The sequence below is a fragment of the Actinomadura sp. NPDC049382 genome (genome assembly GCF_040677125.1).
In the GTDB taxonomy this organism is placed as follows: Bacteria; Actinomycetota; Actinomycetes; order Streptosporangiales; family Streptosporangiaceae; genus Spirillospora; species Spirillospora geliboluensis.
On sequence record NZ_JBFARO010000078.1, the window covers coordinates 1 to 16,313 of the forward strand.

Here is a 16,313-nt window from a genome sequence, read left to right on the forward strand (position 1 = left end):
AAACACCCGGTCCCATCCCGAACCCGGAAGTTAAGCCCTTCAGCGCCGATGGTACTGCATGGGAGACCGTGTGGGAGAGTAGGACGCCGCCGGACTCATATTGCAGGAAGGCCCCGCCGTTTTCGGCGGGGCCTTTCTCATTTCTCGGCCCAGCAGTTCGAGGACTCTCGTCGCCTGGGAGGCGAGGATGGGCGATCCGTCCGGCGAGCGGCCTTGGTCGCTGCCCAGGATTCGGAGCAGCCAGAAGAGCGCGTGCAGCCGCCGGCAATCGGTGAACCTCGAAGACCCGGGCTCCTCCGATGCCACCTCCTCCAACACTCGAACGAGGGCGGTTCCGCCGTGCTGCCGTACCGAGATGTGCTCGGTCATCTCCGCCAGCTCGTACGCGCGGTCGCTGAGGCCGGAGTACTCGAAATCGACCAGGCGCGCCTCGGAGCCGTCCCACAGGTAATTGGCGAGATTCCCGTCCCCGGTCCCGAACACCGGCGTTCCCGGCTGAGCTAGTCGGTCGGCGAGATCCGGGTGTTGGAGCCATTGCGAGCCTTCGGTCAGTGCCTTGGCGGCCATTGGGGAAGCATCGAGGCTCGAACCCTCCGCACACCATCCCCTCACCTGCTGGAGCAACTCGGCGGGTCGGCCCGCGCGAGGCGGAAGTGCGGAGACTGGCATTGGTGCTGTTCCGGGGACATGCTCGTCGAGCAGCCTCAGAGCGGTCCACTCCCGCTCCGGTTGCCTGTACTCCCACGACCGGTAGCGCTTGACCACCACCTCGGCTCCGATTTCGAGGAGATGCGTGCTCGACCGGTCGCTCATGCCATCCCTTCTAGGCCGGGGCCGACGCTCCTCGCCCACGATCATCGTGACCAAGCGGTCATACCATTGATCGACTTCAGGACGTCCTAAACCCCCACTTCTGAATGGTTTGTTTAATGAGGGTAGGGGTCCGGCAACCAAGGAGGGTCAATGGATCGGGTTCGTGCGGCGCGCGATGGCGCCACGTGGCGCAAGAGCTCCCGGAGCAACGGTTCGAGCAACTGTGTCGAGGTCGCCCGCCTGCGGCCCGGCATCGGGATCCGGGACAGCAAGGCACCGGCCGGAGCCGTGCTCGTCCTGGATGCGGAGCACTGGGCGACGTTCCTTGAGGCGGTCAAGGCGCGGGTGAACGAGATCTGAGCCGACTGGAAAGGCGGTAAGCCGAGCCGTTGGACGGACGGGCCTGGGCATCGGCCGGGATGAACGAATCCGGCCCTCCTTGCGGTGGTCATCGGTCGATGCCCCTTGGCCCGTTGCTGATGCGCCGCAGCGGAGACGGCCAGGCCCCGCCGAGCATCGCATCGGCAGGACGGAGCTGAGGCCGCCGGCCCACAGCAGCCCCCCGGTTCCGCGCTCCAACATTCCGGGGAGGACGGCACCCGCCGCGTCGATGGCCGTGGCCGGATAGATCCACTTCATCGAATCCTTCACTGCCGCCGTGTGCGTGTGCGTGATGGGAGTCGGCTGGCTTGACCGAACTCGCCGCCGGGCCGAGGGCATGCGGCTGATGGGTGACGGGATGCGGGAGGGCGGGGTGGAGGGGGTCAGGCTTCCAGAGCTGTCAGGTGGACCTGGACGGCTTCCAGGTCGTCCTCGCTGAAGACCTCGATGCCGGCGCGCTGGAGCAGGGCGGTCGTCACGCCCGTGCCGGGGTGGTGCGCGCCCGTGAAGGTGCCGTCGTAGATCCGGTGGCTGCCGCAGGAGGGGCTGCCCTCCTTGAGCAGGGCGATGCGGGCGCCGGAGCGGCGGGCGGTCTCCAGGGCGAGGCGGGCGCCGCGGAGGAACTCCTCGGTCACGTCCTCGCCGCCGCCGGTGAGGATGCGGGCCGTGCCGTCGAGGACGTCGGCTCCGTCGCCGCCGACGATCTCGGCGGGCGGGCGGGGTACGGGCAATCCGCCTGATACTTCGGGGCAGAATGGGATCAGGCGGCCTTCCGTCCGCCACTGGTGGAAGAGGTCGCCCCCGACCGGCTTAGCCGCGCCGTCGTAGCGGACGCGCCGCCCCGCCAGGCACGAGCTGACCAGGATGCGTTCCATGGCGTCCAGCCTATGTCGGCCGTCGCGCGGAGGGCGCCGCCGTGATCTGCGTCACCCTCTGGATCGGTCCGCAGAGCTCGGGTAATAGTTGCAGAACATCAACTAACGAACATATGGGTGGAATGTTGGAGAACTCAGCGGGCACCGGGGACCGGGCCGCCCGCGAGCTGGAGCGGATCCGGGCGATCACCGATGAGGCGTTCGCCCATATGGACGTGGACGAGTTCCTCGACACGCTGCTCGACCGGCTGCGCCGGATCCTGAACGTCGACACCGCCGTCGTGCTGCTGCTCGACCGGCAGGCGCGGTTTCTCGTGGCGACGGCCGCGAAGGGCATAGAGGAGGAGGTCAGCCAGGCGGCGCACGTCCCGGTCGGGCAGGGGTTCGCCGGGCGCGTCGCCGCGGAGCGGCAGGCCGTCTACATCGCGGACGTGCCGACCGCGGGCGTGTTCAATCCGCTGCTCGTGCAGCGGGGGCTGCGGTCGCTGCTCGGCGTGCCGCTCATCGGCGGCGGCTCGCTCGTCGGCGTCCTGCACGTCGGAACGCTCGTCCCGCGCCGGTTCACCGAGGACGAGATCGAGCTCCTGCGGCTCGCGGCCTCGCGCGTCGCGATGGCCGTGCAGTCGCTCACGAGCCGCGCCGAGCGCGCCGGCGCGCGGGAGCTGCAGCGCAGCCTCGTGCCGGCCGCGCTCCCCGACATCCCCGGCGCCGAGCTGACCGCGCGCTACCGGCCCGGCAAGGCCAGCGTCGGCGGCGACTGGTACGACGTGTTCACGCTCCCGTCCGGCGAGATCGGCATCGTGATGGGGGACGTCGCGGGGCACGGGCTCGGCGCCGCCGTCGTGATGGGGCGGATGCGCAGCGCGCTGCGGGCGTACGCGCTGGAGAGCACCGACCCCTCCGAGGTGCTGCGCAGGCTCGACCGGAAGATGCAGCATTTCGAGCCCGACGCGACGGCGACCGTGCTGTACGCCGTGTTCGACCCCGGCCTGCGGCGGGTGCGGCTGTCGTCGGCCGGGCACTGCCCGCCCATCCTCGCGCTGCCCGGCGAGCCCGCGCAGCCCGTCGAGGCGAAGCCGGACGTCCTCATCGGCCTCGGGGACGACATGCCCCGCGAGACCATGACGCTCGCGCTCCCGCCGGGCGCGCTGCTGTGCTTCTACACCGACGGGCTGATCGAGCGGCGGGACGCGTCGCTGAACGCCGGCATCGAGCGGCTGCGCCGCGCGGTGTCGGCGGGCCCGCCCGAGGACGTCGGCGCCGCGGTGATGGCGGCGCTGATCGGCCGCGAGCAGGCCGAGGACGACGTCGCGCTGCTGATCATCCGCCGGCTGCCCGGCTGACCGTCACTTCCCGGCGCGGATCCGGCCGACGGCGAGCTGGGCGACGCGGACGGCGGCGCCCGGGTTGAGGCGGACGCCGCGCCAGGCGAGCCGGCCGTGCGCGGGCGCGACGATGAGCGCCTGGTTCTTCGCGACGCCGCGCATGATGTCGCGGGCCAGTTTCTCCGCCGTGTAGAGGCGCGGGGACGCCTTGGCGATGTCGCCGGTCGCGTCGCCGCTGAGCGCCGTCTCGGGCAGGTCCGGGTTGACGTTGTGCAGCAGCGGGGTGTCGACGAAGGACGGGCAGACGACGCTGACCTTGACGCCGCGTCCGGCGGCCTCGGCGCGCAGGCCGAGGGAGAGGCCGACGACGGCGTGCTTGGTGGCGGTGTAGGGGATGCCGATCGGCATCGGGACGAGGCCCGCCAGCGACGCGGTGTTCACGATGTGGCCGGAGCCCTGCTCCAGCATGATCGGGTAGGCGGCGTGGACGCCGTGGACGACGCCCTTGAGGTTGATGTCGATCGCGCGGTTCCAGTGGTCGAGGGTGAGCTCCTCGGCCAGCCCGCCGATCGCGATGCCGGCGTTGTTGAACACGAGGTCCAGCCGGCCGTGCTCGGCCTTGACGCCTTTGTAGAGGTCGGCGACGGCGTCGGCGTCGGTGACGTCGAGGGCGGCGGAGGACGCCTTGCCCCTGCCGAGGGTGTTCAGCTTCTCGGCGACCTTCGCCGCGCCGTCGGCGTTGACGTCGCTGACGACGACGGTGTCGCCGCGCGCCACCAGGGACGTGGCGATCGCACGGCCGATGCCGGATGCGCCTCCGGTCACGATCGCGATGCTCATTGCGCGCTCCGCTCGATGAACCGCGGGCCCGGGCCGCATGGGGGCGACCCGGTTCGCGGTGGCTAATTGGATGAGATGTTCAATTACGGGGGATTGTAGGGGGCGGGCGGTGCCCGCCGATACTCGCGCCGCTACAAGGCGGAGGCGGCCGGCTCGTCCCGGCGCCCGGTGTCCCGCTCGATCTGGAAGTCGCCGGGGTCCAGCCGGCGGGTCCGCAGCCAGAAGTTCAGCGTGGACGCCGGCCACGCGGCCCGGTTGACGCCGGCGCGGTCGAGGTACCAGCTGTCGCAGCCGCCGGCGACCCAGACGGCCCCCTCCGACTTGCGCTGCACCCACTGGTTGAACCGGTCCTGGACGGACGGCTTCACCGAGATCCGCGCGCCGCCCGCCGCGTCCAGCATCGCCAGGGCCTGCAGGACGTAGCGGACCTGCGCCTCGATGATGAAGATCATCGAGTTGTGGCCGAGCCCGGAGTTGGGCCCGAGCAGCAGGAACAGGTTCGGGAAGCCCGCGACCGCGACGCCGAGGTGCGCCTCGATGCCGTCCTTCCAGGCGTCCTGGATCTTCAGCCCGCCGCGGCCGACGATGTGCGCGCCCTCCATCGCGTCGGTGACGTGGAAGCCGGTGCCGAAGATGATCGCGTCGACCTCGTGCTCGCGGCCGTCCCGCGTGACGATCGAGTGCTCGCGGACCTCGGCGATGCCCTCGGTGGTCAGCTCCACGTTGGGCCGCATCAGCGCCGGGTAGTAGTCGCTCGACACCAGCGTCCGCTTGCAGCCCATCGTGTAGTCGGGGGTGAGCTTGCGGCGCAGGTCCCGGTCGGGGACCTGCCGGGCGAGATGCCACCGGGCGAGGGAACTGGCCGCCTTGAGCAGCCGCGGGTTCTTGAACCCGAGGACGAAGCTCTCCTGCATCAGGTAGATGCCGTTGCGGTAGCCGCGCTGGACGAGCGGGACGCGCCGGAACAGCGCCCGCTCCACCGCGGTGACCGGCCGGTCGGGCTTCGGGAGGATCCACGGCGGCGTCCGCTGGAACACCGTCAGGTGCCGGACCCGCTTCGCGATCTGCGGGACGAACTGGATCGCGGACGCGCCCGTCCCGATCACCGCGACCCGCTTGCCGGTCAGGTCGTAGGAGTGGTCCCACTGCGCGGAGTGGAACGTCGCCCCCTCGAACGAGGCGAGCCCCGGCAGGTCGGGGATGCTCGGATGGTGCAGCGGGCCCATGCCCGCGACCAGCGCCCGCCCCCGGACGACCTCGTCGCCGTTGACGGTCACCTGCCAGGTGTCGGTGGCGTCGTCGTACTCCGCCCCGGTCGCCTCGGCGTTGAACCGGATGTGCTGCGCCAGCTCGTACTTGTCGACGATGTCCTTGATGTACTGCAGCAGCTCCGCCTGCTTCGGGAACATCCGCGACCAGTCGGCCTTGGGCTCGAAGGAGTAGGAGTACAGCAGCGACATGATGTCGCACGCGCAGCCGGGGTAGGTGTTCTCCCGCCACGTCCCGCCGACCTCGTCCGCCTTCTCCAGGATGACGAAGTCGTGCACGCCGGCCTTCTTCAGCCCGATCGCCATGCCGAGGCCGGAGAAGCCCGTCCCGACGATGACGACCTTGTACGGGCCCCCCGGCCCCGCCGCCGGCGTCACCACGGCGGGGTGCTGAACCGCCGCCATGCTCAGGCGGCCTTGGCGGATTCGACCGTGCGGCGCTGCTTGGGCTCGTCCCAGATGCCGAACGCCTTCCACACCCGCTTGTTCACCGGGTCGATCACGTTCAGCTCGGCCATCAGGTCGCGGATCTTGCCGACCGAGTTCGAGATCTCCGCCTGCGACGCGTCGTTGCGGTAGGCGGCGCGGACGACGTCCTTCGGGATGTTGAAGTGCCGCACCATCGGCCCGGGCGGGGACAGCATGATCCGCGCCATCACGCCGAGCACGACGGGGGTGGCCAGGCCGAGGATCCGGCGGCGCATCGGGTGCATGTTCGGCACCCGGTGCTTGAGGTAGTGCCGGGCGAACGAGATGTGCCGGGCCTCCTCCGCGATGTGGATCTTCATGATGGTCTCTTCGAGCGGGTGCTTGATGTGCCCGCCCTTGAGGGACTTGCGCTGGACGTAGTCGATCGGGTCCTCGCCGCCGAGCACGAACACGAAGAACATCTCGGTGCTGACCAGCGGGATCCACGGCGCGGCCTGCGCGATGAGGCTGAGCGAGCGCGGCATGCCGCGGATCGGCATCTTCGTCCGGTTCACGAACTCCTGGAACATCATCCCGTGGTGACATTCCTCGGTCGTCTCGTGGTAGACGTACCGGAACTCGGGCCGGCCGTTCGGCAGCCGGTAGGCGTAGTTGAGCAGCCCGCGCTTCAGCAGGTTCTCGAACTGCAGCCCGATCTTCATCGCGGTGGCGACGCGCCACAGCCCGATCTGCGCCTGGATCTCCGGCGGCTGCGCCTGGTACCAGGCCGTCTGGCCGAGCCGGTCGAACGGCGGCAGGACCCAGCGCGGGTCGTTCTTGTCGACCGTGAACTCGGGGTCGTCCCAGGGGATGTCGGCGTAGGCCTCCCAGTGCTTGTCCACCGACGCCTTGTTCAGGCGGTCGATGACGCCGAGGTACGACTTCTTGTCCTTGACCTGCTCGCGGACCTCGTCGGCGAGTTCGGTGGGGGCTTTCGGCATGTGAGGCGCTCCCTCGGGGTGATGCGGCCGGCGCGTACCGATCGCGGGCCGGCGGTGGTGCGGGGGGTGGAGTCGTCGGAGTGGGTCACACGGATTGCCGCGCGGGCGCGTCCGGCGCGTCCGGCTCGGGTGCGTCCGGTGCGGACGCCTGTGCGGGGGTGTCGGGCATGGGCGCGCCCGACGGCGCCCCCGGCTGCGGGACGATCAGCTGCGCGACGTCCTTGACCTGGCGCAGCACCGCGGCCTGGTGGCCTTCGGCGTCGTCGTCCAGTGCGTTCTGTATGGAGAGCCCGACGAACATCGCGAACAGGGCGCGCAGCATCGTCGGGGCGAAGTCGGGGGGCAGCGTGTTCTGGGGGAACAGCCGCTCGAAGGTCTCCAGGATCACCTGGAGGATCCGCTCGTTCAGGTCGATGCACAGCGGCCGCAGCTCGTCGTCGGTGCGGGCCGCCACGGCCAGCTCCATGAGGGCCTTGGCGGGACGGCCGCGGAACACCTCCCACAGAAGGTCGAGGGCGCCCGAGACGTTGCGGCGCTCCGCCGGCAGTACGGCGAACGCCGTCTCGTACGCCAGGCGCTGCGCCTCCAGGAGGTGCTCCAGCGCCGCCGCGACGAGGACCATCTTCGTCGGGTAGTGGTGCTGCTGCGCGCCGCGCGACACGCCCGCGCGGCGGGCCACTTCCGTGGTGGACGTCCCGGACCAGCCGAGGTCGACCAGGCACTCCATGGTCGCCTCCAGGAGCCGGGCCTGGGTGCGCGACCGGCGTTCCTCCTGCGTGCGGCGGCTGGAGGAGCCGTGCCGGTGTCGTCGGCGGCTGCTTACTGCCATGGCTCGAAGGTACGAGCGCGGATACAAGCAAGCAAGCCTGCATGTATGTTGCCCGCATCACAATTGGACATCGCGTCTTATTGATCTTCGCGGCGGGAGCGGGCGGACGCCGCGGGCGGATACCGCGGCGGAGGTAGCCGGGGCGGGGCCGGGTGCGTCCGGGGGAGCAGCGCGGGTGCCTCTCCTCGCCCGACGACGGGCGGCATGGCGCGCGGCCACGATCCCGGCATGGGAAACGCAGCAGAGGCAAGACGAACGGTCGGCGAAGTCGACGGCGGCGCCCGGACCGAGCACCTCGGCAAGGTGTACGGGTCCGGTGACATGGCGGTGCGCGCGCTCGACGACGTCACCATCGAGTTCCCGGACGGGCGGTTCACCGCCATCATGGGCCCGTCCGGCGCCGGCAAGTCCACGCTCATGCACTGCGTGGCAGGGCTGGAGGACGCGACGTCCGGCAAGGTCTACGTGGGCGGCCAGGAGCTCGGGGCGCTGTCGGACCGGCGGCTCACCAAGCTCCGCCGCGAGCGCATCGGGTTCGTGTTCCAGGCGTTCAACCTGATCCCGACCCTCACGGCGCGCGACAACATCCTGCTCCCGCTCACGCTGGCGGGGACGAGCCCGGACGGGGAGTGGCTGGACACCGTCGTCCGCGTCCTGAAGCTGGGGGACAGGCTGTCGCACCGGCCTTCGGAGATGTCGGGCGGGCAGCAGCAGCGTGTCGCCCTGGCGCGCGCGCTCGTCACCCGTCCGCAGATCGTGTTCGCGGACGAGCCGACCGGCAACCTTGACTCCCGCACCGGCGCCGAGGTGCTGGCGCTGCTCCGCAACGCCGTGGACGACCTCGGCCAGACCGTCGCGATGGTCACGCACGACCCGGTCGCCGCGGGCCACGCCGACGCGGTCGTGTTCCTCGCCGACGGCCGCATCGTCGACGTCATGGACGCCCCCACGCCCGACCGGGTGCTGGACCGCATGCGAGGGCTGGGAGACCACTCATGACCGGGCTCGTCTTCAAAGAATTGTGGGGACGCAAACGCCGACTGGTCGGCTCCCTGGTGGCGGTCTTCCTCGGCGTGACGTTCCTTACCGGGACGCTCGTCCTCGGCGACACGCTCGCGGCGAGCATCGACGGCTACTTCTCCAAGGCGTACGGCAGCACGGACGTGACCGTGCGGAACGCGACCAAGGTGAGCGACGCGCCGTGGGGCGCGCGCGGGGAGATCGACGCGTCCCTTGTGGACACGGTGCGCCAGGTGGACGGCGTCGCCAACGCCGAGCCCACCATCCAAGGGTCGGGTCAGCTGCTCGCCAAGGACGGCACCACGATCCAGTCGCGCGGCCCGCGGACGGCCGGCAACTGGGTGACCGACCCCGAACTCAACCCGTACCACCTCGTTTCCGGACGTGCCCCGCGAGCGCCCAACGAGGTCGTCGTCAACAAGATGTTCGCCGACCAGGGAGACCTCAAGGTCGGCGACCGCACGGCGGTGCTCACCCCGCAGAAGGTCCCGGTGACCGTCGTCGGCATCAGCAAGTTCGGTGACGAGGACGCGTTCGGCGAGACGTCGTTCACGGCGTTCTCGCTGGAGGGCGCCCGCCAGTACGTCGCGAAGGGGACCGACCGCGTCGGCGGCGTCGCCGTCCGCGCCGAGGACGGCGTCAGCCAGGCCGAACTGGCGTCCCGCATCAAGCCGGTCCTGCCCGCCGGGGTGGAGGCCGTCACCAACAAGGCACAGGTCGAGGAGGGCATGAGCCTCGTCGAGAGCGGCTTCCTGCGGGTGTTCCGGATCGTGCTGGCCGCGTTCGGCGGGGTCGCGCTGCTCGTCGCCGCGTTCTCCATCCACAACACGTTCGCGATCACGATGGCGCAGCGGACCCGCGAGTCGGCGCTGCTGCGCGCCCTCGGCGCCGGGCGCCGGCAGGTCGTCGCGATCGTCGGGTTCGAGGCGCTCGTCGTCGGCGGCGCCGCCACCCTCGCCGGGCTCGTCGGCGGGCTCGGCTTCGCCGCCCTGCTCCGGTGGCTGTTCATGCAGTTCCGGATCGGAATCGCGGTGGAGGGCCTCTCCGTCGCCGCCACCTCGATCCTCATCGCGGTGCCGGTCGGCCTGGTGGTGACCCTGGTCGCGGCGCTCGGGCCCGCGCTGAAGGCGTCCCGGACGCCGCCGCTGGCGGCGCTGCGCGAGGTCGCGGCCGAGGCGTCCCGGCCGACCGACACCCGGATCATCGTCGGCGGCGTCTTCGCCGCCGTCGCCGCCGGGACCGTCGTGTTCGGCGCGGTCACCGAGCAGATGGCGATGGCGGCCGCGGGCGCGGTGGTCACCGTCGCGGCGATGGTCGTGCTCGGGCCGGTCGCCGCCCGCCCGGTGGCGGCCCTCATCGGCGGCCCCGCGGCGCGGCTGCGCGGCGTCCCGGGCCGGCTCGCCCGCGACAACGCGTCCCGCAGCCCGGCCCGCACCGCCGGCGCCGCGACCGCGCTGATGATCGGCGTCGGCGTCGTCTCGCTGATGACGGTGTTCATCGGGTCGCTGGGCGCGTCCCTGGAGAACAGCGTCGCCGGATCGTTCAAGGGGTCGCTCGTCGTCAACGCCGGCAACAACGAGACCGGCGGGTTCAGCACCCGGCTCGTGCAGGACGCCGCGCGGCTGCCCGAGGTCCGGGAGATCGCCGGGGCCGGGACCGGCAGCATGCGGGTGGACGGCGACCCGTCGACCGTCAGCGTCGCCGACCCGTCCGCCCTCGGCCGCGTCCTCGACCTGGACGTCACCCAGGGCGCCATGAAGGACGCCGGTACGTTCGCGGTGTCGAAGAGCGTCGCCGACGACAAGGGCTGGCGCGCCGGTTCGCAGGTGGGCGTGACGTTCGCCGACGGCACGTCCCAGCAGCTCACCGTAGGCGCCGTCTACGAGAACACCGACCTGACCGGCGACTACCTCGTGCCGCGCACCGTATGGGACGCCCACACCAGGCAGCCCTTGGACACGAGGGCGTTCGTCGAGCTTCGCCCAGGCGCGTCGGCCGCCGCCGCTACCCGCGCCCTGACCCGGCTGAGCGCGGCGTACGGCGCCCCAGAGGTCCAGACGCGGGACGACTTCGTCGCCTCGCAGACGGAGGAGCAGCAGGGGTTCATCACCGTCGTCTACGGGATGCTGATCCTCGCCATCGTCGTCGCGCTGCTCGGCATCGCCAACACGCTGTCGCTCGCCGTCCACGAACGGACCCGCGAACTCGGGCTGCTGCGCGCGGTCGGCGCGACCCGGCCGCAGATCAGGTCGATGGTCCGCTGGGAGTCGCTGATCGTCGCGCTGTTCGGCACCGCCGGCGGGATCGGGCTCGGGCTGTTCCTCGGCTGGGGGCTGGGCAGCGCCCTCGGCAACCCGTTCGCCCCGCCCGCCGTCCAGCTGGCGGTCATCGCGCTGGTCGGCGCGGTGGCGGGGGCGCTCGCCGCGATCCGCCCCGCGCGGCGCGCGGCGCGGCTGGCGATCCTGTCCGCGATCTCCGCGCCGTGACGCGCGCCGTCCCCGTTCCTCCCGCCACGCCGGGGGGAACGGGGATTGCGGGCGCGGGCCGCGGATAAGGTAAATCCATGCAGGTCAACCAGTCGGGGAAGCTCACCAACGTCTGCTACGACATCCGCGGGCCCGTGCTCAAGCGCGCCAAGCAGCTGGAGGCCCAGGGCAACAACATCCTCAAGCTGCACATCGGCAACCCGGCCCCGTTCGGGTTCGAGGCCCCGCCCGAGCTGCTCCAGGACATGGTCCGCAACCTGCCGGACGCGCACGGCTACAGCGACTCCAAGGGCATCCTCCCCGCGCGCCGCGCCATCGTGCAGCGCTTCGAGGACAACGGCGTCACCGACATCGACGTCGAGGACGTCTACCTCGGCAACGGCGTGTCCGAGCTGATCGTCATGACCCTGCAGGCGCTGCTCAACGACGGCGACGAGGTCCTCATCCCCACGCCCGACTACCCGCTGTGGACGGCCGCGGTCTCCCTCTGCGGCGGCACGCCCGTGCACTACCTGTGCGACGAGGACGACGGCTGGCAGCCGAGCCTGGACGACATCGAGGCCAAGATCGGCGACCGCACCCGCGCGATCGTCATCATCAACCCGAACAACCCGACCGGCGCCGTCTACTCGCGCGAGGTCCTCACCCGCGTCGTCGAGGTCGCCCGCCGCCGCAACCTGCTGGTCTTCGCCGACGAGATCTACGACCGGATCCTCTACGACGAGGCCGAGCACGTCCCGATCGCCTCGCTCGCCCCCGACCTGCTGTGCCTCACCTTCGGCGGGCTGTCGAAGAACTACCGGGTCGCCGGGTTCCGGTCCGGCTGGGTCGTGCTGTCCGGGCCGAAGGAGCACGCCGAGTCCTACATCGAGGGCCTGGACATCCTCGCCAACATGCGGCTGTGCCCGAACGTCCCCGGCCAGCACGCCATCCAGGCCGCGCTCGGCGGCTACCAGAGCATCGACGACCTCGTCCTGCCGACCGGCCGCCTCGGCGAGCAGCGCGACCGCGCCTGGAAGCTGCTGAACGACCTGCCCGGCGTGTCCTGCGTCAAGCCGCAGGGCGCCCTCTACGTCTTCCCCCGCCTGGACCCCGAGATGTACCCGATCGAGGACGACATGCGCTTCGCCCTCGACCTGCTCGAACAGCAGAAGCTGCTCATCGTCCAGGGCACGGGCTTCAACTGGCCGGCCACCGACCACTTCCGCGTCGTCACGCTCCAGTACGCCGACGACCTGGAGGACGCCGTCGGCCGCATCGGCGACTTCCTCGCCGGCTACCGCCGCTGAGTCACTCCGCGGCGGCCGCGTCGAGGCGGCGCAGCGCGCCGCGGACCACGTCCGGGTCGGTCGTCGCCCAGAACGGCGGCAGCGAGTTCTTCAGGAAGCCGCCGTACCTGGCCGTGGCCAGCCGCGGGTCGAGGACGGCGACGACGCCGCGGTCGTCCATCGACCGCAGCAGCCGGCCCGCGCCCTGCGCCAGCAGCAGCGCGGCGTGCGTCGCGGCGACCGCCATGAACCCGTTGCCGCCGCGCGCCGCGACCGCCCGCGACCGCGCCGACGACACCGGGTCGTCCGGGCGCGGGAACGGGATGCGGTCCATGATGACGAGCTGCAGCGACGGGCCGGGGACGTCCACGCCCTGCCAGAGCGACAGGGTGCCGAACAGGCACGTCCGCTCGTCCTCGGCGAACTGCTTCACCAGCAGGGAGGTCGAGTCCTCGCCCTGGCACAGCAGGGGGTGGGACAGGTGGTCCTTCAGCTCGTCGGCGGCCTGCCGCGCCGCCCGCATCGAGGAGAACAGGCCCAGCGTGCGCCCGCCCGCCGCCTCGATCAGCTCGGTGATCTCCGTCAGGTAGGCGTCGGCGAGGCCGTCCCGCCCCGGCTGCGGCAGGTGCCGCGCGACGTACAGGATGCCGGCCTTCCGGTGGTCGAACGGCGAACCCGCGTCGAGCCCGGCCCACACGACCTCGGTCTGCTCGCCCTTCTCCGTCGCGGTCTGCGCGAGCCCTTCCGCGGCCGTCTTGGCGTCTTTGGGCGCCTTCTCATCGAGCGGCGGCAGGCCCCACTGCCTGGCGAGCGGCTCGAACGACCCGCCGAGCGTCAGCGTCGCCGACGTCAGGATCGCGGTGCGCTGCTCGAACAGCGTCGCCCGCAGCAGGCCCCCGACCCCGATCGGCGCCACGTGCAGCGCCGGCGGGCGCTTCGGGCGCCCGTCCGGGACGAACGGCTTCTCCACCCACACCACGTCGAAGCGCTCGGCCATCTCGGGCTGGAACGCCTCCAGCATCCGCACGGCCGTGTCGTGCAGGTCTTCCAGCGACGACCGCGCGGCCTTGCGCGCGGCCATGTCGCCGGGATCCGACTCCTTCTTGTCGGGGCCGAGCGCCGTGATGCAGGCGTGCGCGGCGTCCCGTACGACCACGAGGGTGTTGCCCAGGGCGCTCGGTAGGACGTCCATACGCCCTTGGGGCAGATCCTCCAGAAGGATGCCGAGGCCCTCCGCGGCTTCTTTCAGCCGGTCGGCGACGGCCTCCTCGATGAGACGCCCGCACCGCCGCGCGGCCGTCTCGACGCCGACCCCGCTCAGGTCGCCGGTGGCGACCGACGTCACCCGGTCGACGAGCTCGTGCGCCTCGTCCACCACCACCACGTCGTGCTCGGGCAGGACCTGGAACTCCTCCAGGGCGTCGATGGCCAGCAGCGCGTGGTTGGTCACCACGATGTGCGCCTCACCGGCCTCCGCCCTCGCCAGCTCGGCGAAGCACTCCGTCCCCTGCGGGCACCGCTGGGCGCCCAGGCACTCCTTCGCCGTGACGGCCACCTGCCGCCACGCCTGCTCGCTCACCCCCGGGACCAGCTCGTCCCGGTCGCCGGTGCGGGTCTCGTCCGCCCACTCGTTCAGCCGCTTGACCTGGCGGCCCAGCGTCGACAGCTGCTGCGGGTCGAACAGGCTCGGCCCGTCGTCCTCCTCGGGCACGCCCGTCTGCACCCGGTGCAGGCACAGGTAGTTGCGGCGCCCCTTCAGGATCGCGAACTTCAGCTCCGTGCCCAGCATGGGGCCGAGAGCCTCCGCCAGCCGGGGCAGGTCGCGGTCGACGAGCTGCCGCTGCAGCGCGATCGTCGCGGTCGACACCACGACCGTCGACTGCTTCTCCACCGCGTACCGGATCGCGGGCACGAGGTACGCGAGCGACTTGCCGGTGCCGGTGCCCGCCTGCGCGGCGAGATGCTCCCCGGACTCGATCGCCCTCTCCACCGCCCGCGCCATCTCCACCTGGCCGGGGCGCTCGGCACCCCCGATGGACGCGACCGCCGCGGCGAGCAGGGTCGGCATGTCCGGAATCTGGGTATCGCTGGCGTTCAGCAGATCAGGGGCGGGCACGCCGCCCAACGCTACCGCCCCCGGCGGACACCCACGTCCGCCTGGAGGTTATCCACAGTGCACGGAATTCTCGCCGGGCACTTCCGTGCCCTGCGACCGTCGACGGCATGGCACCTCTCGTGATCCGCACCGCCCATGACGCCATCGCCGCCGTCCCCTACCTGCTCGGCTTCCACCCGTCCCGCAGCCTCGTCGTGATCGGCTTCGACGGCGGTCGCGGCATATGCGCGGTACGGCTCGACTTACCGGCCGCCGACGGCGGCCGGGCGGCCGCCGTCCTCGCCGCCAACGGCTACGCCCGCTCCCTCCTCCTCGGCTACGGCCCCGCCGCCGAGGTCGAGGCGGCCGCCACCCCGATGCGGGAGGCCCTCGCCGCGGCCGGCGTCCCCGTCGCCGAGGCGATCCGCGTCGCCGCCGGCCGCTGGTGGTCGCTCACCTGCCGCGACGCGTGCTGCCCGCCCGAGGGCACCCCGTACGACATCTCCGCCAGCGCCGTCGCCGCCCAGGCGACCTACGCCGGCCACGTCGCGCTGGCCGACCGCGACGAACTCGTCCGCTCCGTCCAGCCCTTCGACGGCCCCGCCCGCGCCGCCATGCGCGCCGCCACCGCCCGGGCCGAGCGGCACCGGGCCCGCACCCCTTCGGTGGAGGAGGACCTCGCCCGCCTGCTCGCCCTGCTCGACCACGCCCACGCCAGCCCCACCGACGACGAGGCCGCCTGGCTCGGCCTCCTGCTCACCGACCTGCGCTTCCGGGACGAGGCATGGATCCGCATCGACGAGGACGCCCCCGCCGCCGACATCGCCTTCTGGCGCGACATCCTCCGCCGCGTCGAGGAGCGGTACGCCCCCGCCCCCGCGTCCCTCCTCGCGTTCGCCGCCTACACCGCCGGCGACGGCGGCCTCGCCAACGTCGCCCTCCAACGCGCCCTGGACGCCGACCCCACCTACTCGATGGCCGTCATCCTCCGCGAAGTCATCAACGCCGGCATCCCGCCCTCCCAACTCCCCCTGCGCATGACGCCGGCCGAACTAGCCGCCGCCTACAACAACAGAAAGGCCGGCTAACACCATGCCCCCAGCTCCCACCCAACGGACGCCACGACTGCCCGCGTCACCGCACCTGCGCAACGAGCGCCGGGTGGGTGGGGGAGGGGCGGCTTTGTTGCGCGGTGGGGGGTTAGGGGGCTACGGCTTGGCCGGGGGTGCCGGGGTCGATGCGGCGGTCGGGGTTGCGGGCGTTCCAGGCGCGCATGCGGGGCGGGTAGCCGACGATCTGGACGTCGTAGATGGGCAGGCCCAGGTCGCGGGCCACCTTGCCGATGACCTTCGGGGAACCGACGCGGCGGCGGGTCCACTCGCCGTCGTGGGCGACGGCGACGGCGGTGGTGTCGGTGGCGAAGGTCTCCGGCTCGACGAAGAACTCGACGCCGCGGCGGGAGCGCGCGAAGGCGATCAGCGCCTCGATGTCGGTGTCGGTCGCCTCGCGGTCCAGCCGCGTCACCGTGGACCCGCGGTGCCTGCGGATCCCGAACCGGTCCCGGAACCTCATCGTCCACCCCGTCCTCTGCTCGCGGATGCGGTGTACGACGATAACGACATACCGGGTGTGCGGGTTCCCGACACAGCGGCGGAATGCCCGGCGGGCAAGGGCCTGAGCCCTAGACTGGCTGATCTTGGGGGA

The 16,313-nt window shown here is 71.7% G+C and carries 13 protein-coding genes, 1 rRNA gene and 1 pseudogene; 7 read left to right on the plus strand and 8 right to left on the minus strand.

Annotated features, from left to right (window positions below; translation table 11 throughout):
• Positions 1 to 95, plus strand: a 5S ribosomal RNA gene (rrf, locus tag AB0K34_RS32060); the annotation flags it as partial.
• A 259-nt stretch (positions 96 to 354) separates the two neighbouring features.
• Here rrf and AB0K34_RS32065 read toward each other — a convergent pair.
• Positions 355 to 858 (minus strand): annotated as a pseudogene (locus AB0K34_RS32065) (phosphotransferase); the annotation flags it as partial.
• 105 nt (positions 859 to 963) lie between these two features.
• Here AB0K34_RS32065 and AB0K34_RS32070 point away from each other — a divergent pair.
• Positions 964 to 1,173: a DUF397 domain-containing protein gene (locus AB0K34_RS32070; RefSeq protein ID WP_138642351.1), complete on the plus strand. Its 210-nt coding sequence runs from the start codon at positions 964 to 966 to the stop codon at positions 1,171 to 1,173.
• Between the two features lie 404 nt (positions 1,174 to 1,577).
• Here the strand turns inward: AB0K34_RS32070 and AB0K34_RS32075 are convergent, their stop codons facing one another.
• Positions 1,578 to 2,069, minus strand: coding sequence for a DUF523 domain-containing protein (locus AB0K34_RS32075; RefSeq protein ID WP_364552771.1), 492 nt, complete (start codon positions 2,067 to 2,069; stop codon positions 1,578 to 1,580).
• Between the two features lie 122 nt (positions 2,070 to 2,191).
• Here AB0K34_RS32075 and AB0K34_RS32080 point away from each other — a divergent pair, with 122 nt between their 5' ends.
• Positions 2,192 to 3,412, plus strand: coding sequence for a GAF domain-containing SpoIIE family protein phosphatase (locus tag AB0K34_RS32080; RefSeq protein ID WP_364552772.1), 1,221 nt, complete (start codon positions 2,192 to 2,194; stop codon positions 3,410 to 3,412).
• A 3-nt stretch (positions 3,413 to 3,415) separates the two neighbouring features.
• Here AB0K34_RS32080 and AB0K34_RS32085 read toward each other — a convergent pair whose 3' ends face one another.
• The 4 genes from AB0K34_RS32085 to AB0K34_RS32100 form a co-directional block, all read right to left on the minus strand.
• Complete coding sequence (locus tag AB0K34_RS32085) at positions 3,416 to 4,234, minus strand: SDR family oxidoreductase (protein ID WP_138639626.1); 819 nt, start codon at positions 4,232 to 4,234, stop codon at positions 3,416 to 3,418.
• A 131-nt stretch (positions 4,235 to 4,365) separates the two neighbouring features.
• On the minus strand, positions 4,366 to 5,907 hold the full coding sequence (locus AB0K34_RS32090; RefSeq protein ID WP_138639627.1) for an NAD(P)/FAD-dependent oxidoreductase: 1,542 nt from the start codon (positions 5,905 to 5,907) through the stop codon (positions 4,366 to 4,368).
• A 2-nt stretch (positions 5,908 to 5,909) separates the two neighbouring features.
• Positions 5,910 to 6,911 carry a diiron oxygenase gene (locus AB0K34_RS32095; protein WP_364552774.1) on the minus strand — a complete coding sequence of 334 codons (1,002 nt, stop codon included), beginning with the start codon at positions 6,909 to 6,911 and terminating at the stop codon, positions 5,910 to 5,912.
• Between the two features lie 85 nt (positions 6,912 to 6,996).
• A complete protein-coding gene (locus AB0K34_RS32100) occupies positions 6,997 to 7,740 on the minus strand; it encodes a TetR/AcrR family transcriptional regulator (RefSeq protein ID WP_364552775.1) in 744 nt (247 codons plus the stop codon).
• 228 nt (positions 7,741 to 7,968) lie between these two features.
• On the opposite strand from AB0K34_RS32100, the gene AB0K34_RS32105 reads away from it, so the two are divergent.
• The 3 genes from AB0K34_RS32105 to AB0K34_RS32115 all read left to right on the plus strand — a co-directional run bounded on the left by AB0K34_RS32105 (position 7,969) and on the right by AB0K34_RS32115 (position 12,535).
• On the plus strand, positions 7,969 to 8,739 hold the full coding sequence (locus tag AB0K34_RS32105; protein ID WP_364552776.1) for an ABC transporter ATP-binding protein: 771 nt from the start codon (positions 7,969 to 7,971) through the stop codon (positions 8,737 to 8,739).
• Positions 8,736 to 11,246, plus strand: a complete 2,511-nt coding sequence (locus AB0K34_RS32110) for an FtsX-like permease family protein (RefSeq protein WP_364552777.1) — start codon at positions 8,736 to 8,738, stop codon at positions 11,244 to 11,246. The genes AB0K34_RS32105 and AB0K34_RS32110 overlap by 4 nt, the downstream gene beginning before the upstream one ends.
• Positions 11,247 to 11,323: 77 nt before the next feature.
• On the plus strand, positions 11,324 to 12,535 hold the full coding sequence (locus tag AB0K34_RS32115; RefSeq protein ID WP_138639631.1) for a pyridoxal phosphate-dependent aminotransferase: 1,212 nt from the start codon (positions 11,324 to 11,326) through the stop codon (positions 12,533 to 12,535).
• Position 12,536: 1 nt separating this feature from the next.
• On the opposite strand, the gene AB0K34_RS32120 is transcribed toward AB0K34_RS32115, so the two are convergent.
• A complete protein-coding gene (locus AB0K34_RS32120; RefSeq protein ID WP_364552799.1) occupies positions 12,537 to 14,582 on the minus strand; it encodes an ATP-dependent DNA helicase in 2,046 nt (681 codons plus the stop codon).
• Between the two features lie 155 nt (positions 14,583 to 14,737).
• Here AB0K34_RS32120 and AB0K34_RS32125 point away from each other — a divergent pair, with 155 nt between their 5' ends.
• Positions 14,738 to 15,697: a DUF4192 domain-containing protein gene (locus AB0K34_RS32125; protein WP_364552778.1), complete on the plus strand. Its 960-nt coding sequence runs from the start codon at positions 14,738 to 14,740 to the stop codon at positions 15,695 to 15,697.
• Between the two features lie 112 nt (positions 15,698 to 15,809).
• On the opposite strand, the gene AB0K34_RS32130 is transcribed toward AB0K34_RS32125, so the two are convergent.
• Positions 15,810 to 16,181 carry a hypothetical protein gene (locus AB0K34_RS32130; protein ID WP_364552779.1) on the minus strand — a complete coding sequence of 124 codons (372 nt, stop codon included), beginning with the start codon at positions 16,179 to 16,181 and terminating at the stop codon, positions 15,810 to 15,812.
• Between the last annotated feature and the right edge of the window lie 132 nt (positions 16,182 to 16,313).